At 50.2% G+C, this 22,212-nt stretch carries 11 protein-coding genes and 1 pseudogene; 1 reads left to right on the forward strand and 11 read right to left on the reverse strand.

Features of this window, described 5'->3' with window-relative positions; all coding sequences use genetic code 11:
• Positions 1-37 precede the first annotated feature (37 nt).
• From MKJ04_RS17060 to MKJ04_RS17070, 3 genes and pseudogenes are all read right to left on the reverse strand, one after another.
• Positions 38-3,109, reverse strand: a pseudogene (locus MKJ04_RS17060) (PVC-type heme-binding CxxCH protein); the annotation flags it as partial.
• Between the two features lie 386 nt (positions 3,110-3,495).
• Positions 3,496-5,004 carry a RagB/SusD family nutrient uptake outer membrane protein gene (locus tag MKJ04_RS17065; RefSeq protein ID WP_241642872.1) on the reverse strand — a complete coding sequence of 503 codons (1,509 nt, stop codon included), beginning with the start codon at positions 5,002-5,004 and terminating at the stop codon, positions 3,496-3,498.
• A gap of 25 nt (positions 5,005-5,029) precedes the next feature.
• Positions 5,030-8,119, reverse strand: coding sequence for a SusC/RagA family TonB-linked outer membrane protein (locus MKJ04_RS17070; RefSeq protein ID WP_241642873.1), 3,090 nt, complete (start codon positions 8,117-8,119; stop codon positions 5,030-5,032).
• A 188-nt stretch (positions 8,120-8,307) separates the two neighbouring features.
• Between MKJ04_RS17070 and MKJ04_RS17075 the strand changes: the two genes are divergently transcribed.
• Positions 8,308-8,451, forward strand: a complete 144-nt coding sequence (locus MKJ04_RS17075) for a hypothetical protein (protein WP_241642874.1) — start codon at positions 8,308-8,310, stop codon at positions 8,449-8,451.
• 337 nt (positions 8,452-8,788) lie between these two features.
• Here MKJ04_RS17075 and MKJ04_RS17080 read toward each other — a convergent pair whose 3' ends face one another.
• From MKJ04_RS17080 to MKJ04_RS17115, 8 genes are all read right to left on the reverse strand, one after another.
• Entirely contained in the window at positions 8,789-9,988 is a 1,200-nt protein-coding gene (locus MKJ04_RS17080; RefSeq protein ID WP_241642875.1) for a Gfo/Idh/MocA family protein, read from the reverse strand.
• Positions 9,989-10,008: 20 nt separating this feature from the next.
• On the reverse strand, positions 10,009-11,073 hold the full coding sequence (locus MKJ04_RS17085) for a sugar phosphate isomerase/epimerase family protein (RefSeq protein ID WP_241642876.1): 1,065 nt from the start codon (positions 11,071-11,073) through the stop codon (positions 10,009-10,011).
• 114 nt (positions 11,074-11,187) lie between these two features.
• The gene (locus tag MKJ04_RS17090) at positions 11,188-12,414 is read right to left on the reverse strand and encodes a class I mannose-6-phosphate isomerase (protein ID WP_241642877.1); all 1,227 of its coding nucleotides are present in this window, start codon (positions 12,412-12,414) and stop codon (positions 11,188-11,190) included.
• Positions 12,415-12,437: 23 nt separating this feature from the next.
• Positions 12,438-13,496 carry an aldose 1-epimerase family protein gene (locus MKJ04_RS17095; protein ID WP_241642878.1) on the reverse strand — a complete coding sequence of 353 codons (1,059 nt, stop codon included), beginning with the start codon at positions 13,494-13,496 and terminating at the stop codon, positions 12,438-12,440.
• A gap of 150 nt (positions 13,497-13,646) precedes the next feature.
• A complete protein-coding gene (locus MKJ04_RS17100) occupies positions 13,647-15,149 on the reverse strand; it encodes a RagB/SusD family nutrient uptake outer membrane protein (RefSeq protein WP_241642879.1) in 1,503 nt (500 codons plus the stop codon).
• Between the two features lie 49 nt (positions 15,150-15,198).
• Entirely contained in the window at positions 15,199-18,225 is a 3,027-nt protein-coding gene (locus MKJ04_RS17105) for a SusC/RagA family TonB-linked outer membrane protein (RefSeq protein ID WP_241642880.1), read from the reverse strand.
• Positions 18,226-18,815: 590 nt separating this feature from the next.
• Complete coding sequence (locus MKJ04_RS17110; RefSeq protein ID WP_241642881.1) at positions 18,816-19,544, reverse strand: DUF1080 domain-containing protein; 729 nt, start codon at positions 19,542-19,544, stop codon at positions 18,816-18,818.
• Between the two features lie 472 nt (positions 19,545-20,016).
• Positions 20,017-21,039, reverse strand: coding sequence for a GntR family transcriptional regulator (locus MKJ04_RS17115; protein WP_241642882.1), 1,023 nt, complete (start codon positions 21,037-21,039; stop codon positions 20,017-20,019).
• Positions 21,040-22,212: the final 1,173 nt, after the last annotated feature.

Genomic DNA, 22,212 nt, shown 5'->3' on the forward strand with positions numbered 1-22,212 from the left:
TCTGTATGTTTATGGTTGATCGATACGATTGTACAAGCTAAGGAAGAAGGGCCTCAGCCGGGTGTTGTTCGAGGAGCTCCTGAGGCGAATAGAACCCGGTTTTGCCTTTTGTGGCCTCCCGTACTTCCTTAACCTTCTGCGGCGTGACAGCGGAAGCTTTATTCCCGAAGGAGTTCCGCACGTAGGTCAACACGGCGGCTACTTCCTCGTCTTTCAGCATCCCTCCGAATGGGGTCATCGGCACTTGCCCGGGGTACTCCTTGCCAAGCACTTCAATCGGGCCATGAAGCCCTTTCAGCACAAGCTTGATGAAGCGTTCATCGCTGCCTACTACCCATTTGGTCCCGGTAAGGGGCGGAAAGCCAGAGTTAGTCAGGCCTTTCCCGTCTGGCTGATGGCAGGTGCCACAAAATCCTTCCCGGGCATATATGGCTTTCCCTTTCACAAACAGGTCTTGTTCCGCCCCCTTCAGATCGGTTTTGGCGATTGCCTGCTCCTGCTTTTCCACTGCTCTGCCATTGAGATGTGCCAGCGCTGTTTCATGGGCATGCACCATCCATTCATCAAGTGGCTTCTTACCGGCCTCATTCACAATGGCCAAGCCCTCTTCCTTGTCCAGCCAGGAGGCAGCGACAATCGCTTCCAGGCGCACACGCCCGTGCTCATCCCTTGCCGCCTGCAGCAGTAGGTCTGCCTGATCGGCCACCTGATGCCCTGTATAGCGCAGCACGCGCACGGCCGCAGCCCGGGTCCGGTAATCTTTCGCCTGCAGTAGCCGACGCAGCAGGCCTTCGTCTACCTGGTTTAAACCCCAACTCACCCACAGGCCTTCCAGCAAGTGGTGCTCATACCGGACATCGTTCTTATCCAGGTTTGCAACCCAGGTCGTAAGCGCTGGCAGCACCTCAGCCTTGTCGCGGCCCCGCAGCTCGCGGCGGGTACGGTAGCGGGTCCTGAACTCCGGCAGCTTCAGGTTATCGAGGAGTTGGGGGACAGTCGCCCCGGCCACTTTGGCTGGTTTAACCAATGGGCGGGAAGGGTAAGTGATGCGGTAAATGCGTCCGTGCACGTGGTCGCGGAGCGGGTCGCGGGCGTTGTGCTGCATGTGGCCGATCAGCACGTTGTGCCAGTCAACGAGGTAAAGCGAGCCATCGGGTGCAAACTCCATGTCCACCGGGCGGAAGTTACGGTCTTCTGCCTGCACAAGGTCCTGGCGGTGCCGGCTCTTATAGCCCGTGCCGTCGTCTACCAGCGTGTGTTGCTTCGTACCCAAAAAGCCGATGGTGTTGTTGATCAGGAAGTCGCCCTGCACCTCGTCCGGAAAGTGCCGGCTCGAAACGAACTCCAGGCCGGAAGTAGGGCGCACCCGGTGCTTCTCTTCAACAAGCTGATTTGATTTGTGGGTGGCAACGCCATATCTTGGCTTCACCGTTCCAGGCATCATCCAGCGCACATCCGGGCTGGAGGTCTCCGCGAAAAAGTTCTGGCCCCATTCATCGAAGGCTATGCCCCACGGGTTCGGGATGGAGAGTTGGGCTGTTCTTTCCAGGTGATGCCGTTGCGGGCTATACCGGTAAAAGCCGCCATTGGTAGCCCGGACCGGACCGTAAGGGGTTTCCACGTTGGTATGCAGAAAAACGCCCTCGCCCATATAGATGGCCCCGGATGGGTCGGCGGTATAGGCGCTGTGTGCGTGGTGCGTGTCGTGGTCATCAAACCCGCTCAAGAGGATTTGCTTCGTATCGGCCTTGTCGTCGCCGTTTGTGTCGGTGTAGAGCATCAGGTTCGTGCCCTGCGATATATATACCCCTTCCGGTGCGAGCTCAAACCCTACCGGCAGGTGCAGGCCATCCGCAAAGGTCGTCTGCTTGTCAGCTTTACCGTCACTGTTGGTGTCTTCCAGTATGATGATCTTATCGTTCGGCTTTTGATCCCCCGGTTTGTAATGCGGGTAGCTTGGCATGGTGGCCACCCAAAGGCGCCCTTTGTTATCGAAGGACAACTGCACGGGGTTGGCTAAATCGGCGAATTCTTTCTCCGAGGCAAAAAGCTCGATCTTATATCCCGGGGCCACTTTAATTTTATCAAGCGCCTCCTGCCCGTACAGGTATTCCGTGCTCCCGTTTTCCTCAGGGTCGTAGTTGGTTTTTACCTCCGGCAGCGGCGTGGTGTTTTTATCGGCGGCAGCCACATCCATTTTCTCGCCTTTCACCGCACGCCAGATCGCCTCGTCCCGGATGGCGGTCATCTCACGGATCTTGGCAATTTCAGCAGGATAGTTGTCGGGCCCAAAGGGATTGTAACGCCGGCCGTAGGCATGCACGCCGTTCGGGATTTTGAAGTCATTGTGCCACATCCAGTTCTTCTCGCGTACGGCGGCGCGGACCAGTTCGCGGTGTGCCTCGGCTTTCGCGTCAGCCTTCCCGAACACCTTATCAGCGAGCAGTGTCGAGAATCTCTTATAGCCATCCTCATTCAGCTGGAAACCATCGATTGTGAGAGGCTCGAGATCCATATCAAACCACGCTTTTGTAGGTGCGTATGCATCTACAAAGTGGACGTTGTTTCTGGCAGCGACCTCTTCCATGGCTTTGGCATACAAGATTAAGTTGGCATTCTCCTGCTTGCCATCCGGCAGGTCATATTTCCCGGAAAGATCTTCGAAGGCGATGGGCGATACAATTGCCAGCTGAGGAGGCGACTCCCCGTTGTACTGCTGGCTTAAGGTGTGCTTGATGAAGGCCTCAAGCTCTGCTTTGTAATTCTCCAGGCCTTCTTCTCCCTGAAAAGACTCGTTGTACCCGAAGAACGCGATGATTATATCTGCCTTCAGTTGCGTGAGCCATTCGTCCGGTGTCGGGAAATGGCCTTCGCTCCCCGAGTTGGTGGCAAGCTCGGTCTGGAACTTTTCAGCCCCCGGAAAGGCCCACGGCGACACACGGCTGGCATGCGGCCTGAACCCGGGTGTGTTACCACCGTCACTCATGTTCCGGATGTACAACAGGCTGTCCGGGTAGCGAAGGTGCATTTCGGTCTCAAAATGACCAAAGTTCATCATCCTGGAGCCCAAGTTATTCCCTATCAGGACGATGTGAGAACCTTTTTCAAGCTCTAAAGCAGCTTCTTCCGATTCGAAGCTTGTCCCCGGCACGTTACAGCCTGTCAGGGACAAGATGCACAAAGAGAGATAAATTATATAACGCATATGATTGACAATTAAGAAGGCAAATGGATATACCCTATCATGGATTTTCTGTTTGAGACAAAGTTAGCTGCCCGGCACATATTCGGCCCTTGCAGCCAGTGCTTTGCGCGGCTAATCATTTTCATGGTTAATCTCATCCCTGAACGGTCAAGCAAAAGCAAACCATAATGTACATAATTAAACCCTATTAATTTAATACATTTCTGCTATTCTTAGCACCTGGAATGAATAAGCGACTCCAGCCTTATTTAGTATCAGCAACACCAATGCAGCTTTATCTTGATACCAGCTTAATAGCCTGGATTTTGAGTGAGCTTCTCGTTATTCCTGATCTCTGCCGTCGGAATTGGGAAGAGTAATTCTCTCTCTTGCAATGTCGGGCCATACGAAAATTGATGGCCTACGAAATCCTCAAAGTTTCCGCTAGTTACATTGAATGCTTTCCGAAGCCGGGCCATGTCGAACCAGGTTTTGTTCTCATAGCTCAGTTCATGCCATTTTTCTCTCCAAACGGCTTCTCTGAATTGTTGCTGGCTTAGGCCTGCTAACTCAGGGAGTTCGGCCCTTCTCCTGATCTTATTGACAGCTTCATATGCTTCCGGAGTTGGACCAGACACTTCATTTATAGCCTCCGCGTAAATCAACAGAACCTCTGCATAACGCATCAGAGTCCAGTTAAGTCCGCTACTTGTAGTCTGGAGGTGAGCCAAAGGATCAAAGTGCTTGTATATAAAATGGCCTCCCAGTTTCACAGTCTTAGTGCGGTCGCTACTCAAAGAATATTCCGTATAGTAAAACTCCTTTTCCTTTGTCCGCTTGTCCCCAGGCTCATAAGATTCTACAAAGTCCGTGTTGGCATATATGGCCCCCGTCTCGTCAGAATATTCAGAGATGCCCTTGTTATAAGGTATGATCGACGTTTGCCAATTAGAGGGCATGATAAATGGCTCGAATTGCACCATCAGAATATTTTCCCCTATGTTCTCTTTGGCCTCGCTGTGCAGGTCATCATAAGAAGTAAACAACTCATATTCGCCTGACTCAATCACCTCTTCCGCCTTGTCTGCCGCCTTCTGATAATAGGCAGTACCTTTTTGCAAAGGATACCCCGCCATGGTGAGGTAAACGCTGGACAACAAAGATTTTACCGCACCCAAAGAAACCCGTCCCGTCTCGTCTGTAAAAGGAAGTCCTGATGCCTCCGCCATAGTCAGATCTTCTACAATCACGCTATAAATATCTTCCTCGGAAGCTTCTGACGGATAAAGTTCAGGAGAATTCAGATCTACAGGTTCGGTGAGCAAGGGAATCTCTCCGAAGATTCTGACCAGGTTATAATAGTAATAAGCCCGTAGGAATCTTGCCTCACCCAGCAACCTCATTTTCCGGCTTTCATTCATTGTAATACCCGGTATTTTAGCAATCGCGAGGTTCGCATTTGCTATCCCGCGGTAGCTGCTCGTCCAGTAGGCACTGCCATAGTCATTGTCTGAGTTGTTTACAAGATTGCGGATGTTAATGCTGTTTTGGGCTTGGCCCAAATCAGTGTTCGCAAGCCCGGTAGCGAACTCAAGCATCATCCAGGGAGCACCACCAAAACCACCTCCCGTGGTCGACCTTAAATTCTCATAAATAGCATTCACGACGCTTTCAGCGTGCTCTGGCTTTGTGAAATAATTTTCTAAGGTGAAGTTAGATCGATCCGGCTCCACCAGGAAATCATCACATCCTGATCCTACAAGCACAAGTGCAACCCAAACCAGTGCGTGGCGGACGGCTTTTTTTATATTTATTTTCATAATAGCTGTTTTTAGACTTGAGAAATTAAAAACCAACATTCAGGCCTACCATAAACACCCTTGGCTTTGGATAGTCGTATAACGCCACTCCCTGGTCGAACGGAGAACCGGAGGTAGACACTTCAGGGTCATAGCCTTCGTATGCTGTAAGCAGGAAGAAATTCTGCATGGAGGCATAAAGCCTTAATCTGTTTAAGTGCAGCGATTCTGTGATTCCTGAAGAAAAGGTATATCCCAGCAGCAGGTTTCTTCCCCTGATGAAATCTGCATCCTTCACCCGATGGCTATCATTGAAGGTGTCATACCCCGCTGGTATCGGCCTCCATTGCGCGATGGAGGTGTTCTGGTTTTCCGGGGTCCAGGCATTCAGGACGGTCGCAAAACTATTGGCGATTCCCTGGCGGTCTTCAGCAGAGTGCATACTCCTGAACAACACGTCATTGCCGTACATGAATTGCATATCGAAGGTCAGGTCAAAGTTTTTGTAGTTGAAGGTGTTGATCAGGGATCCAAATCCATCTGGTATACCTTTCCCGATAATAACCCGGTCCCGATCGTTGATCTGCCCGTCATTGTTTACATCCTTATACTTGATGTCGCCCGGGAGCCTTAAGTACTTTACTGCTTCATCTGCTTCATCAGTGTTCCAGGTTCCGAGATGAACATATCCAAAAAAGGAACCCACAGGCTCTCCCTCCCGAATCACAGTTGACCCAGAAAATATGTCAGCCCCTCCTGTTAATGACTTGACTTTGTTTTTATTGACTGAGATATTAAAGTTAGTGCTCCATTTAAAATCACCTGAGCCGATGTTCACCGTGTTCAGCGCAAACTCAACACCGCGGTTCTCCATGCTGCCAACGTTTCTGGTAACAGTTGTGTAACCGCTGCTGGAGGGCACAGGAGCGCTCAGCAGCATGTCGGTCGTTAATTTTCGATAAACGTCCACCTCCATGGAAACCCTGTTATTATACAGCCCTACTTCAAGGCCAGCATCTATCTGGTGCGTCTTTTCCCATCGCAAATCCGGGTTGGCCAGCCTGCTGATACCCACACCAATCGTTCTTGCCCCGTCAAAAATAACCGAGTAGTTCCCTAGCCCGGCCAGGGCCTGGTAGGCAGTAATTTCAGAGTTGCCGGTTGCACCATAGCTGGTGCGCACTTTCAGATTAGAAATAACGGGGATGTTTTTAATAAAGTCTTCTTCTGACATCCTCCATGCCAAGGCAGCAGAAGGGAAAAACGCGTATCTGTTCTCCGATCCGAATTTGGATGAGCCATCGGCCCGACCCGTGAGCGTTAATAAATACTTCTCTTGTAAGTTGTAGTTTATTCTGCCGAAGTAAGAGTTAAGCCCATAAGCACTGGTGCCGGAAGACGGTGCCACCGGGTTAGCCCCGGCACCCAGGTTGTTGAACTGGAAATAATCATCCTGGAACCGCTGAGCCCTCGCCAGGGCACTAAAACGGTCTACATGCTGCCATGACAGACCTAACAAGCCTGTAAAAGAATGATCATCAGATATCTTTTTATTATAGGTAAGGTAATTCTCAAACTGCCAGGAGTTATGCCGCTGGTTCTCAACTGACGCGTCCCCACCCTGGTTTCGGGATATATAGTTTAGCGTACGGCCACCATAGTAGTCGATCCGCTGGTTGATGATATTCGTTCCAAGGGTTGTTCTTAATTCTAACCCCTCGGCAAACCTGATGCTGGAATACAGATTGCCGAGCATTGTCTGGGTCCTTAACAGGTAAAGGCGATCCGTTGCAACATTCACAGGGTTGCCGCCCCCTTCCATACCTGGGTAATCCTCATTACCGGCCCAACTTCCATCCTCATATTTTACTGGTATAATCGGCAGCGCTTCCAGAACCTGCCGCATGGTAGTTATTCCGCCGGCACCTAATGGATCTATCTGCTTCTCGTTCTGGTCGTTATAACTAAGCGTGCCGCCTACCTTCAACCAACTTTTGATCTCACTGTCGAATACAAAACGGCCAGAATAACGCTTCAGCCATGATTCTTTGATCAAGCCTTCTTCGTTCCGATACCCTAGATAAGCCCCGTAGCTATCCTTTGCATTTCCACCGGTAAAAGATAGTTGATGGCTTTGGGTGATCGCATTTTGAGTCGCTTCCTCCTGCCAGTCGGTATCATATAAAGGATTGCCGTTCGCATCGAAAAGCAAGGGGTTCGTTCTTTTCGTTCTGGGGTCCACGTATTTTCCTGCAGCCCAACCCTCCGGGTCATATTTCTCAGCATTCTGATAGGCAACTTCCTCCACGTGCAAAAACTCCTCGGAATTTAACAGATCAATCTTCCTGGCAAGGGTCCCTACGCTAACATATGTGTCATAATTAACGCGCCCTCCATCCTGGCTGCCGCGCTTGGTCGTCACCAGGATCACACCGTTTGCCCCCCTTGCTCCATATATGGCAGTGGCAGAAGCGTCTTTCAGGACTTCGATCGAAGCGATATCATTCGGGTTGAGATAATCTATTGGGGTGCTGCCATTGGCCAAATCCGTGACATTCAGGATAACCCCATCAATTACGTAAAGCGGGTTATTCGTCACGCTTACAGACGTATTGCCCCGTATTCTGATGTTAGCCCTTCCTCCCGGCCTGCCAGAGTTCACGGACACGTTAGCTCCGGGTACTCTTCCTGCCAAAGCCTGCGTCAGAGAAGCTGCAGGGCGCTCCTGTAGTTCTTCGGATTTTACAGATGTAACAGCGCCAGTCAGGTCAGACTTCTTCTGTGTACCATACCCTACCACAACCACTTCATCTAAAGCCTTCGTGTCTGTAGCTAATGTTATATTGATAGAACTCCTGTTTTCGATAGGTACATCCTGTGTTTTGAAGCCTATGTAAGACAAGGTTAATGTCCCGTTTCCATCCGGTACATTCAAAGAATAATTACCGGATACGTCAGTAGCAGTACCATTAGTTGTGCCTTTCAACAGTACAGTTACGCCGGGCAAACCTACCCCATTCTCATCCGTAACTTTTCCCGTAACTGAAGTACCCTGGCCCCGTGCTCCCACAGCGGAGATTAAAATGAGATGCAGTATAAGGATATACCTCATCTTCTGAATTAAATAGTTCTTCATGTTTTTTTAATTTGAGTGGAAAACTGAATGAAATCAAGCTGCGCGACTTGCTGTAATAGTGATTAACTGACCACCATTAATCCAATCTACTACATCTAAACCAGTTCACTCTCCTGCACTGTACTGAATTATAGTGAGATAATTCAATAAAAAACGGGTAGTGGATTTGCTTAACTTAGCAAATTAAGATGGAAGAGAAACCAGTAACTGTTGGTCGTCGCAAGTACGATGCGGCTTGCAAGGAGGAGGTGCTGCAGATGGTGCTCAACGGCCGCCCGGAAAGCGAGGTGATCCGCCCCCATCAACATCCCAGTTGCGCAAGGTCCCTATAATTGCCGGCTTTGGATATGGATTGCGCCATCCAAGGCTCATCTGATCCCGGGTGTTCGTGACAGCGACTCGCCTTAGTGAACCAGCCGACTGACGCAAAGCTTTCGGCAGCGACAAACTGCTTTCTTTATTCAACAGATCCCGTTTTCACTGGCTGAATGATAGACTCTGGGAAAAGGGAAAACAGCAGAAGCTAAAAAGCGGAGTGAAAAAATATTATAGCCAAACAAGGGGTATAAACTGGAAGCGACGGCTAAAAATAAAAGCTGTTGAGATATGGATTATCCTGAGAGGATAATCCATATCTCAACAGCTTCATGACACTGGGCATATGTTTACCTACGCTTCCCCTAACACGGGCACTTTTCCATTCTCTTGCTTTTCAACCCACTGCACCTCTGTATTCTTCCAGCTCCTTGAAGCAGCGGAGTCAAGCACTGCCTCGCAAACCTTCTGCGTTTCCAGCGCTTCCCTGAACGTAGGGAAGCACGGTTCCCCTGTCTCCAGGCTCTTCAGGAAGTCAGCGACATGGTGCAGGAAAGTGTGTTCGTAGCCAATGCTTGTGCCGGGTATCCACCACCTGTTCATATAGGGCTGATCGCTGTCGGAGACATGGATGGAGCGCCAGCCGCGCACAATGGACTCATCCGAATGGTCAAAATACTCAAGGCGGTTCATGTCATGCAGGTCCCAGCGAATGGAAGCGTGCTCGCCGTTGATCTCAAAGGTATATAACGCCTTGTGGCCGCGGGCGTAGCGCGTAGCCTCAAAGAGGCCCAAAGCCCCGTTATCAAAATGGCAGTGGAAAATGCAGGCGTCGTCGATGCCCACTTTCTGTACCTTGCCTGTTTCCTGATGCATACGCTCTTTGATGAAGGTCTCTGTTACCGCCGACACATCCTTTATACCCCCGTTCATCCACATGGCCGTGTCGATACAATGGGCAAGCAGGTCGCCGGTCACACCGGAGCCTGCTGCGGCTGCGTCCAAACGCCAGGTTGCGGTACCGCCTTGCGGCACATTGGCGTTGATTGTCCAGTCCTGTAAGAAATTTGCCCGGTAGTGGAAGATACGCCCGAGTTTGCCCGAGTCAATTATCTGTTTCGCCAACGTTACAGCCGGCACGCGTCGGTAGTTATACCATACCGTGTTGTGAACCCCTGCCTTTTCAATGGCAGCCACCATCTGCTGCGCCTCGCCCAGTGTTCGGGCTAGCGGCTTCTCGCAGAGAATCATTTTGCCGGCGGCGGCAGCTGCGATGGCAATCTCCGCATGCATGTTGTTCGGGGTGCAAATGTCCACTGCGTCAATATCCTCACGGGCGATGATCGCTTTCCAATCCGTCTCTATTGACTCATACCCCCACTGCTCGGCAAACGCCTTTACCGTTTCCTCGCTGCGGGCGCAAACCGCTTTCAGCACCGGGCGGTACTCCAACTCAGGAAAGAAGTCATTCGCGCGCTTGTAGCCATTGGTATGGATGCGGCCCATCAGGCCACATCCGATTAACCCAATTCTCAGTTCTTTGCTTTTTCTCATTTTTTCTGCTGGTTAAGAGATTATTGAACAGTATCGCCTACAAGCTTTTTCTCAGGCTCGTACCAACCGTGCTGCTGGCGCACTTTTACCATGGTGGCCAGGATGTCGTTCCAGGTCTGCTGCTTCATCATCACCTCGTTGGAGAACATGCATCCGTCCCAGCATATATGCTTGAAAGCCTTCGTAAGCTCCCCGTCTTCGTCGCGCAGCCAGTAACCGGCATCGTGGGCCACATCCAGTTTACCGTTAGGGTCCGTAGCCAGGCAGTGGCGCCCTGTTTTATCATGTGAGCCTGTTCCGTGCACGGTGCCGTCGTTCTGCGCCACATGGAAATCTATTGTCCAGGGGCGGAGGGCGTTGGTTAAGGTTATAAGCCCCTGATGCAGCGTTTCGCGGTCATTCCAGTCGAAGTCTTTGGGCAGGATGCGGTCTTCCGGACTGTTATAGCCCAGCAGGTACAGCAAGGTGTGCGACATATCGGCCTGGAAACCGATGTTAGGTCGGTCTACAGCCTCTAATGTCTCGAGCATGGTGCGCCAGCTATGCATGCCGCCCCAGCAGATCTCGCCTTCTGCGGCCAGCTTCTCGCCGTAGTCGGCAGCTACATCGCAGGCCTCCCGGAAAGTCTGGGCGATCAGTTTTGTGTTATTCGCCGGGTCCTTTGCCCAGCTTTCAGGCGTACTGGCAGAGTCGATGCGAATGACGCCGTGGGGACGCACGCCAAGCTCGCGCAGCTTGCTGCCATATATGCAGGATTTGCGCACCTGCTCTATAAACTGGGCGCGCTCCTCTTTACTGCCCATGGCGGGGCCGCCCCAGATCGGCGCGACCAGCGATCCAATCTCAAGGTTAAGGGAAGACACTTTATCCACCAGCCTTTTGATTCCATCTCCCGTGTCATCGATGGTAATGTGCGGCTCTAAAAGACCGATGTCGACCCCGTCGAATCTCACCCCGTCCACTTCTGCGGCAGCGGTCATCTCCAGCATCGTGTCAAACGGGATCGTTGGTTCCGAGTCAGGGCCTTTTCCCACGATACCGGGCCATGTTGCATTATGTAGTTTTGGAAAGTTGTTCTCGTTCATAAGCCAATAGTTTTATCAGGATTAAAAACAGGTTATATATCGGGTTCTATACTATCAGCTGACCATATGCCGGTGAACGCCATATGGTCAGCTGACTTGTGTATGGATTATCTGTCACGACAGCACCAGGTCAGGATTGCCGGGGCCAAAGTGCTTCAGCATCACGATGGGGTCGGTGGTTGAATGATTGACGATCGTAACCCCTTCCATGGCGGCTTTCTCACTCACGAAGAATTCGTCGTTGGTTAACTGGCCGTAACGGATCAAAGCAGGCGTTTCTATGGCCCACTCACCCATTTTGCCATGTCCCTGCATCATGATCAAGCCATAGGCAGCACTGTCTTTGATGGTTACTGTTGCGCCCGGGAATACCGTGAGCTCTTTTGCGCTGAACGCGTCTGATTTATAGCACACCCAATTCTCTACATATCCTTCGGCCTCCATTTCGGTTACAGCTTTTACAGGCTTGGGTGCCATAAACCTGTTTTCCATCATGTTAGGGTCAACGTTCAGTTCCCAGTCCAGCACCTCCAGCAACTGGTCATAGTCTCCCATTCTGTCCTCCGGCGTGCCGTTCCAGAGCAGTTCCTCCGGTATGATGGCTTCGTTCACCAGCGACTGGTACATCGCAAAAACATCAGAGGCTTTCTGAGGCTCGTAGGTGCACATGCTTCCCGGGGCATGGAGCAGCCCCGGCGGAACATCCCAGCCGGTGCCCGGCTCCAGGTGGAAGGCCTGCGAGTAGTTCGTGATTTTGTTGTCGCCTTTGGTGAAGTTTTCGAGGCATTCGCGGATCTTCTCTTTTGGCGTTCCCGGCGAAATGCCGAAGAAGGTATAGGGGAAATCGCCCCCGTGGTTATTTAGCTGCGGCGGGAAATAATATGCTTCCGGCTTACCCATCTGCCCAATCAACCTGGCGTGCTCGTCGTTGTGATGCACGTGGTGAGGCAAAGGGCCCATGTTATCGAAAAACTTAGAGTACATGGGCCAGCTGCCGTGCTCGTCCCACAGACGGTCGCCGATCAACGCGCCCTTCAGTTCTTCAACGGCATCCTTCAGCAAGACTTTCTCCTCCTTATCGCCATCCTTAAAAACGATAGCGCTCAGGCCCTCGTTTTCTCCGGTTAGCGGACCATTTTGGGCTGGTGTGGTGGAAGAAAGCCAGCGTTCGTCGATGCCGCCGCGCTGCCCCCCCAGTACATAGTAGTCATCAGGATGTAACTTTATTCTTCTGCCCGGCACACAAAACGAGCGTGGCACCCAGGTTGGAGCCAAACGCAGAATGCCTTTCCCTTGCGCTAAAGCCTTTGCAGCTAAACTTACTTTTTCAACTGTTTCCATTCTTCTTTTCTGTTACTGTTAGCTTAATTTACTTTTAATAATGTTCTGATCCTTGCTTCATCGCTTAAAACTTCAAGCTCCAGGCGGTATGCTCTGCTTTCTGCCGGCTGCAGGAATATGAGCTCATCCTGCGCCCGCGCCTTCCCCTGCCCGATGGGTAGGTTCGTGCCCGGCTCCAGCCCCATTACATACTCGCCTTTCCCCCAATGCTGCCAGTTGGTGAGCCAGGGCAGCTGTTCTTTTTGGAAACGTACTGCTACGGCCACACCGATATTCGGATTATATACCCCACAGGTACATTGCCCCGAGCGATCTGGTGTCGGGTTGATGAAAGCAGCCTCCTCCCCTCCTCCGCTGTGCTCGTATAAAGGGGCGAGGCACTTGCGGAAGTTGTTGCCTTCCCGGAAAATCTTGTTGTCAGGCGCTCCATCGCGCGGTTGCCACGAACCGTCCCATAGAATATCGGCACCTTCATCTACCAGCGGCCAGCCAAAATTCAGATGATACAGCAGCATGTGCGGCGCGGCAGTGTTGCCCCGGTTGATTACCTCATCCTGAATCCTGATGGCAGCCTGTCCGATCGTTCCGGATATAGTGCGCCTCAGCTCCAGGTTAGGCCCGAAAACCTGTGTCTGCCTGATTCTCCCCGTGATGCTCATCTCCATTTTACCGGCCATGGGGTCTGGCTGAATAATGGATTCGATTTCAGCGGGCGTGTTGCTGATCTGCCCGTGCAGGCCGCGCTCACCATATGTGTCTGCCTCGGGTCCACCCACATGGGTTAAGCCACACGTGGTCAGCAAGCCGCCGCCAAATGTCCGGAGCCACGCGATGCCTCTGTCTGAAAACGGTTCGGGAGAGGTAATGCCGGAGTGGCTCAGCCAGGCAAGGCTGTGCTGGTTGTAAAACGCATCCGCAATGTCCATGGCCCGGTCAATGACGACCTTATAGCGCAGGCCCGTGCCGGTATTGATCCAGGCAATACGGGTTCCGCGACCAAGGCCATTGTCTAGTACAGCGGTTTCTATACCACCTAACTGTGCGGGGTTGCAGATTTTATTTTCCCAGGTTGAGTGCGCCAATGTGTTTGTGTATGATGATTATACAATGCTTTCAGAAATATGCTCTTTTAAACTACCCAAACACCAACGGATAGAGTCTTTGCCCTTTTCTGTTGGTGCGTATACAATCAGTCGCCTTTATGACGACCCGGCAGTTCTTTTCCTGAAGTATTAAAAATAAGGGCTCAAAGCAGCCTCGTCAGCCGGAAGTGCATAGTATAAGCTTATGTTGCTGAACACATGGCTACGCGGGGCTGAGCCCTCAGGATAATAATACGCCTGTGGATTTGCTTTTACTCTTTCCCCGTATGCAGTAATTACATCTATGGCCCTGCCTGTTCTTACCAAATCGAACCAGCGCTTATTCTCGAAGGCTAATTCTACTCTTCTTTCGTGATATATAGCTTCCAGTAAATCTCCTCCTGAATAATCGTCCAGGCTGGCACGGTTGCGCACCATGTCCAGGTAGTCTGCTGCTTCGCCTTCTTTGCCTTGCTCGGCCAATGCTTCTGCCAGAAACAACAGGACTTCCGAGTAGCGGTATATAGGCCAGTTCATTCCGTGGTTGTTGTGCAAGGCATGGGGCTTGGCATATTTCTTTATATATGGATACACTTTATCTTCCCGGGCACTTCCGCTCAAAGTGATATACCCTATGGAAGCCGCTTCTCTTTCGTCCCCTTCTTCGTAGGCGGCAATGATATCGGGCGTAGGAATATTATTTCCCTCCCCATCAATCGGCTGCGGATTGGAGGTGCCGGTGATGGTCACAAGTTCCCCAGGGCTAATAGGGCGGGGCATAAACTGGTATAGAAAGTTTCCGTTAAGCCCTGCGGAGCCTTCCAGGAACTGCACCTCAAACACCGACTCGATGTTGTTCTTGTTTCCGGTGGAATTCGAGAAGGCTTCGGCATATTCAGGTATCAGGGCATATTCGCCGCTGTTCACAACTTCCCTCAGCAGCGTTTCGGCCTCTGCCCACTTTTTCTGCACGATATACACGTTGGCCAGTAAGGTTCTTGCCGCACCCGATGTGGCCCTTCCTTCTTCCTGTTTCGATTTCGGTGGCAACAAAGAGGCGGCCTCTCTGGCGTCTGCAATAATCTGGGTATAAAGCCCTTCTTCCGACGTCAGGGGCAAAGCGGCTTCCTCCCGGTTGGGCACAGGAGTTAAGTGCAAGGGCACACTCCCAAAGTAACGCACCAGCTCGAAATAGGCGTAGGCCCTGAGGAACTTGGCTTGTCCGATTATATTGTCTTTCATCGCCTTATCACTAAATTCCACCTGATCGATGGACGCCAGTATCTGGTTAGTGCGGGCGATGATCTGATAATCCAGCCGGTACTGGTTAAGCACATGCGTATTGGACGTGACGCCATTGGCAGTCGGGATAGCGAAATCGGCTATGTCCTCCTGTTGTTCCGTAGCCCCAAAAAGCGGGTTTCTGGCATAGTAGGTATTATCGGAGTGCATTTCCCCTAAAAGCCAGGCCCGGTCGTTTACAATGCTCCGGAGCGGCACATACGCCGCATTGACGGCCTGTTGGAAATCGGCCGGCTTTTTAAAAAAGGTCGCCGAACTCAACGATGTTTCCGGCACAACCTCCAGAAAGTTATCCTTACAGCCTGTCAGCGTGGCGCCCACAAGCAAGATTAGTATGATTCCTTTTTTCATTATATATAGAAATAACGATGTCAGAATAAATTTTAAATACAGGTATCTGCTAGAAGTTCAGATTTACACCGAGGGTATAGGTGCGCGGTACCGGGTAGTTGGAAAGGTCAATTCCCTGGCTCAGGTTACCGCCGTCGCCATTACCTGCCCTATTACCGCTTGTCTCCGGGTTAGGGCCGCCCGTATAGTTGGTGAACACATAGGCCTGCTGAACAGACGCGTAGAGTCTGGCTGACTTGATAAACTTGGTGATCGCGCCGACATCGTACCCGAGTGTGATGTTTTTGATCGTAAAATAAGACGCATCCTGAATAAAGTGGCTGCTCATCCAGTCTCTTTCAATACCTGTCACGTTACCCCCGCCCACTGTTGTACCAAAAACGCCGTCGCCCGGGTTGTCCACTGACCTGAAGCGGTTTTTAACACCTTCCACCATATTGAAAACACCGTCCAGGTTGGCTGTGCTATACAGGTGGCGAACCAGGAGCTGGTTGCCATACGAGCCGGAGCCTACGATGCTGAGATCAAACTTGCCGTATTGGAAGTTGTTGGTGATGCCGTAAATAAAATCGGGGAAAGGGTTGCCGATAATGGTTCGGTCGTCGTTGTCTCCTCCGTTGGTGATTATCCCGTCACCGTTTAAATCCCTCAGCTTAATACTACCCACCGTTGAGCGGCCCGGGACCTGCGGGGAACTGTTGAGGTCTTCTTCATTCATATACAGACCTTCCTTTACCAGACCATAAAACTGGCCAAAGGGCTGCCCCACCTGGGTTATATGGAAGGTACCGTAAACCCTGTCTATCCCTTCGGCCAGGGCAACCACCTTGTTCCGGTTGAATGAAATGTTGGCATTGGTTGTCCAGTTAAACTTGCCTTCGGTATTCCGGGTAATGAGCGCAAACTCATGCCCCCAGAAGTCGATCTCGCCAATGTTGTCGTTGAAGTTAGTGAAGCCAGACTCCTGCGGTACCTGCACGCTATAAAGCAGGTTGGTGGTTGTCTTTTTATAGAAATCATATATAAACTGTACCCTGTCGTTGAACAGGCCCAGGTCCAAACCAACATCGAATTGCTTGGTGGTCTCCCATCCCAGGTTGTTGTTGGCCAGAGAGGTCACTACCGCCCCAGGGGCAACCGTATTACCAAAAGCCGCATTCACCGTATTGTTCACCAGGGCGTACTGGGTATAGTTACCAATGTTGTTGTTGCCTGTAACGCCGTAGCTGGCCCGCACTTTTGCAAACGATACCTGGCTGACATCCTGCAGGAAGGGCTCATCAGACATGATCCAGCCGACGGAAGCAGAGGGGAAAACGCCCCACCGGTTCTCCTCTCCGAAGCGGGAAGAACCGTCGCTGCGAACAGCGGCGCTAAACAGGTATTTGCCCTTGTAATTGTAAGTGAGCCTTGACAGGAAAGAGGTCAGACTCCACTCTTCCACACCGCTGTAGGTACCGCTCCTGTTTATGTTAAGTCCTGCCTGCACAGTAGGCAGCCGGTCGTCGGCATACGTGTCGGCCTGAATGCGGGCTCTGTCATACCGGAACCGCTGGTTTGTAAAACCACCCAACAGCTCAAAATTATGATCGTTGAATCTCTTGCTATAGGTAGCCAGGTTCTCGTTCAGCCAGGTAAGGGACTTGGAGTTATCTCTGATGGAAACTGCTGTGGTTGGAATAGGTGTGTTGATGCTACTCGTAGCTGTGGAAGGGTTGAAAAAGAAGAACTCCGAGTTCGCCGTCTCCACATTGAATGTAGACTTCAGCACCAGTCCTTCAATCGGCTCATACTGCACATATGCGTTCGAAATCAGGCTTATCGTCTCGGTTTCGTTTACCAGTTCTTCCGCTGCCCGCACCCAGTTGGGATAGGCGAAAATATTACCGGTTTCTGCAGGGAACCTGTTGAACAAGGTCAATTCCCCGTTTTCGTCATATATAGGCATGACCGGCCAGGTGTGCAGCGCGTTGAAAAGAATACCTGTTCCCCTGTCTCCGTCTGTTCTTGGCGTGTTGTCAAAGATATAGGAAGGGGCCAGGTTCAAACCTATTGTCACCTTATCAGACACCTCGTAATTGGAGTTGAGACGTGCCGAGTATCTTTTGTACTCGTTATTCAGAACAACCCCTTCCTGATCAAAGACGCCGAGTACTAAGGCCGTGTTTAACTTGTCTTTGTTGGAGGTGATGGATAAATCGTAACTCTGGATAGGGGCCGTTCGCAGCAAAGCACCATACCAGTCGTTGTTTTTGCCTTCATACCGCGAAGGATCCTGAAAAACCTCCGGCACAGGCTTCCCTGCATCCTCATAGTATTCTTTTTTGAACTGGGCAAATTCAACGGCATCCAGCATTTTTATTCTACCCCGCTCGGGCACTTTCTGTATACCGCGGTAGGCGCTGAAACTAACGTTTGTCTGGCCTGCCGTTCCCTTTTTAGTCGTAATCAGCACGACTCCGTTCGCTGCCCTAGAGCCATATAAAGAGGTGGAAGCCGCATCCTTCAGTATCGTGATGTCCTGAATCTCGTTCGGGTTGATCGCACCTATACCGCCTGTGATAGGGAAACCATCCACCACGTACAACGGGTCGCTCCCGCCTGTTACAGACAACTGCCCCCGAATCCTGACTGACATACCCTGCCCGGGCTTGCCGGTGGCCTGGTTTATCTGGACGCCGGCTAACTTGCCCTGCAGCTTTTGCGTTACCTGCGAAACCGGGATGTCTTTTATCTCCTTGGTACTGATGGTCTGTACAGACCCTGTCACCTCCTCCTTCAGCTGGCTGCCGTACCCTACCACCACTACTTCCTGCAATGCTTTTGTGTCGTCTCCCAGTTGCACGTTTACAGTGGAGCGGTTATTTATCGCCACTTCCTTATTCTCGAATCCTATGTAAGAAAAGACCAGGGTGCCCCTTCCATCGGACACATTAATAGAGTAAGTACCGTCTGCACCAGTGGGGGCAGCGGTAGAGGTTCCCTTCAGAACAACCGTCACGCCAGGCAAGGCAACACCGCTTTTGTCCGTGACTTTACCCGTCACTGCGGTGCCCTGCCCAAGCACGTTCGTCATAGAAAAAATCAGAAGATAAAGCACCAACACGTACCGCCTCTCTTTTAGTAAATAATTCTTCATCGCTTCTTAATTATGGTTAAACCTTCATTTTTAGAGATTATCAGGACTTTCGCATCTAATCGCAACACGGAGCGAATGCAGCCTGCCGTTATTATGTGTTCTCACCAACAACTTGTTGGGCAAAAGACGCAACAAGGGCAGCTTTGCGAAAGTCCTGATTATAAGACCATCGCATGGTATCGGAATAGCAACTATTTTTAACTATAATATTATATTTTATTAAAATATAAAGCAGCCTTCGGCCTGACTTGTGTAACAGAAATATCTGTAACAGAAGCATATAGGTACTATATATAAATTAATATATTATATATAAATAATGATTGCCAGATTGCATTTTCCCCATAAACAGAAAAGGAAAGGTATTGCTGCAGTAGTGTATAAACGCTCATTTTTACAGCTGATAGATGAGCGTGCTATACTGACTTTATCTAATGTTAATTTAGCGATTATTACTTGTCCAGCTGTCCTGAACTGTGCTGTACTGGGGTTGATTTTGTATGTAGCACAGTTGGGCCTTTATTCAGCTACAGTTGCTTTAACCGCAGGTTCCGGTACTCTACCTTCATGGGCGGGCCAACATGCACCTGCACCCCCAGGGCCCCTTTTAGTTGCCGGTTTAAAGTATCGTTATCTGTCACATCGCTCATCAACACCCCATTAACGTAGTGCTGCAACCTGTTGCCCTTCACTACCAAATGAAAATCATTCCAGTCCTCGCTCTTGATCAAAGCCAGTAATGAATCCGGCTCCCCTAACGAACCGGTGATGTTTCTCCCGAGCCAGGCATTATTCTTAATGTTATCCCTCAGCGTGCCCGTTGGGTTCTCCTGCGGGTTTATCAAAACTTCCTCGCCGCGGTAGGCCAAAGTAGTTCTCCCACGCTCTTCGTAATTTTGCCCGGTATAGCGTTTTTTCCCATCTATATCGGCCTGGTAGCCCTTCAGGGCGAAAGGAATACTGTCTAACTCAATGCTTCGGTAGTTAACCCCCGTGTTCCCGTCTGCAGTAATCCGGAATTCTCCTTTCAGCTCAAAATCAGCGGGTTGGCCGCCTTGCCAGATCAGAAAAGTATTGCGCTTCAGCAGCTTGTCGGGCGTAACCTCCCCTACCAGGTTCCCGTTTTCTATCCTCCAATAGGCCGTGTCTCCCTTCCATCCCTCCAAAGTCTCCCCGTTGAGTAACTGCACGTAGCCAGCCTCTTCCCCTGCTGTGTTCTCTTCGAGTGCGGTCCCTCCTTCTTCCGGATTATCCATACCAGGCGAATTGCAACCGCTTATCATAACTGCGGCGAGCATTATTCCCACCTGAACTGGTTTGAAACGGAGTAGCATCTTTCTCATGCGTTATATAGTATATGACAGACCTTAGTTAGCAAGGAGCTAGGGCAGCTCTAGTACTTTTTAGCCTAGCTCATATCCCCTTGTTTAGTTAAATCTAATGTGTTTCCCTTAGACAACTGTCATGTACTGTGCTGAGGACAGGCATTCTCTATTGGTTTTGGAGAGAAGCCGGATAGAAATTTTCCGAAAAGAAATCTCCTTTTATGTAGCCGGGGTGGCTACAATTATGAGCAAGTTTACATTTCGTTTTTTGGAAGCGAAATGTAAACTTGCTTTAACTTACGCACAGACCTGCGCTACAACAAGCCGCACTTTTTATATACCTACTGGCAAAATAGGTATGGGCAAGACAAGGCACAAAGTAAGATACCGGTGAGGTAAAGTGCTACAGGGAGCCGCGCCGGATCACCTGAAAGGGATTCTTCACTTTCAGGTGCTTGCGCTCCAGCAGTAAAGTGGCTGCCATAAACCCCATCATCTCAAAATCAGTAGTGACAACAGTAATGTCCAGAAGCTCTTTGGAGGTGGTTTCGTTGAAAGATATAATCCCGATGTCCTGCCCTAAGGTCAGGTCCAGCCCCCGGCTCTTTTTGATGATATCCGCCAGGCCCGTTTCTTCCACAATCAGATACGCTGTACCCGGGGCCGGAACTTCATCGAAGGTGTTTTCCAGGATACCGAAATCCTTGTTATAGCAGTTGCAGAACAGCCGGAATCCCTGCATGATCTCCATAGGGTAATGCTCGCCAAAGGGAAATATCAAAACGAGCTTCTGGTATTTAGCCAATAAGTCTACGACTGACTCAAGTGCTTTGAATATATCCTTGCTGAAATCCTGGTATACGGACAGGTATTTGCCTTCCAGCCCGGGCAGGTCTTTATCCAGGATAACCAGTTCTTCCTTTGGGATGCGCTTTATGGTGGGCATGTATTCCCCTTTATCAGCACTATGGAAGAAATGCGGCATGATCACATAATGGTTGTATTTGCCTAAGTTCTTGTTGATGATCTCTTCGAACAGGTGCGCATCGTAGTGGTGAATTTGTAAATCAACTGTCGCTTTTTCGCCCAAGCCCTTCAGGAAGGCATAGTAAATAATCTTCTTATAAGAGCTCAGCTTGTTGAAGACTAAAAGAACTTTGATCTTTTTTATATCATTAGAAGCAACAAAATACCCTTTCCCGTGCACAGAGATAATGTATCCCTGCTCCTTGAGCTCCCGGTAAGCTCTTTCCACGGTGTCACGCGCAAGCAGGTGCTCCTCACTTAGCTCATTGATCGAAGGCAGCTGCTCATCTACTTTTAGTATTCCTCTTTCTATATCATTTATAATCGACTGTATAATCTGCTTGTATTTGGGGGTCTTACAGGAGGGGCTAAGCTTGGTCTGGTACATTATCTTTTGCATTTAGTTTGTAAGAAAAAATAAAAGTGGCACCCCCAGCAATAAGAGGTTTTGAGCTATGAAGATCCCGGGTGTTCTTTCTACAGCTTATGAAGAAAACCATAGCGTATGGTTGGCCAAACAGGCGATTCCTTTCTGTAGCTATAAAAGAAGTATCGGTTCTATGAAAGCTGGAACACGCCCCTCAGGCTGCACGCTTGTTAGTGCAGTTTATAGGAGTGTGTTAACGAACACAAAGATTCCACGATAAGAAATGAGCATTGTCTGTAGCCTCTACAATTGTAAAGATAATTTCATGAGTGACCAAACACTTTTACTTAAATTTTAGTAGCAGATGCTATAAAACACGCTGAAGAACAGAGAGATGAGATATGGCGGAAACAACACCTTAGGTTAAACATCAAGATACTTCGCCGTACCAGCAGAAATCGGCACTGCATGAACGAGCAGCATGTAGATATTCATGGCAGAATCCCCCCTTGCCTGCGAAAGCACACCGATCCAATATAACCTATTCTATATAGTTTATACCAATATCAATTGATAAGCACGCATCACACGCACGCTTAAGCAAGTGTAATTCCTCTTCTATGGCGCAAGCGTCCGCTTGTGCCTTACAATGAATCCTAACAATAGCGGCACAAGCGGACGCTTGCGCCAGAGTTTGTAGATCCAAATTCACGAACTTCCTGAACACTGCGGTATACCCTTGCTTTTCTGGCAGAGCAGTCAGGAGAAAGGAAGCTGTTGGTGGAGTAGATTGGGGAGAACCTGATGGGGCGGGCAGGCTTTGAGGTATACAGGACTTTCGCATCTAATCGAAACACGGAGCGAAAGCAGTCTGCAGCCTGCCGTTGTTGTGTTCTCACCAACAACTTGTTGGTCAAAAGACGCAACAACGGCAATTTTTATTGTAATATTGTTTAATGCACAAGGTTTTATTATCTGGAATCAATGATCACCACAGGGTATAATTCTTTTGCTCCACTCAACATGGCCGCATGTATTTCCTGTGCCAGCGCTACAGCGCGCGTTGGAGAAACTAAACCCCGCATGCCAACCTGTTTGCTACCCTCGCCGCCTGATAAAAAGATACCCGCGCAGGGGCTAAAACACTTTACTGAAACATGCTAAAACCGGCCTCTGACATTAAAATCAATACTCTTGCTGGCTGAA

Source organism: Pontibacter sp. E15-1 (assembly GCF_022601975.1).
Taxonomy (GTDB): Bacteria; Bacteroidota; Bacteroidia; order Cytophagales; family Hymenobacteraceae; genus Pontibacter.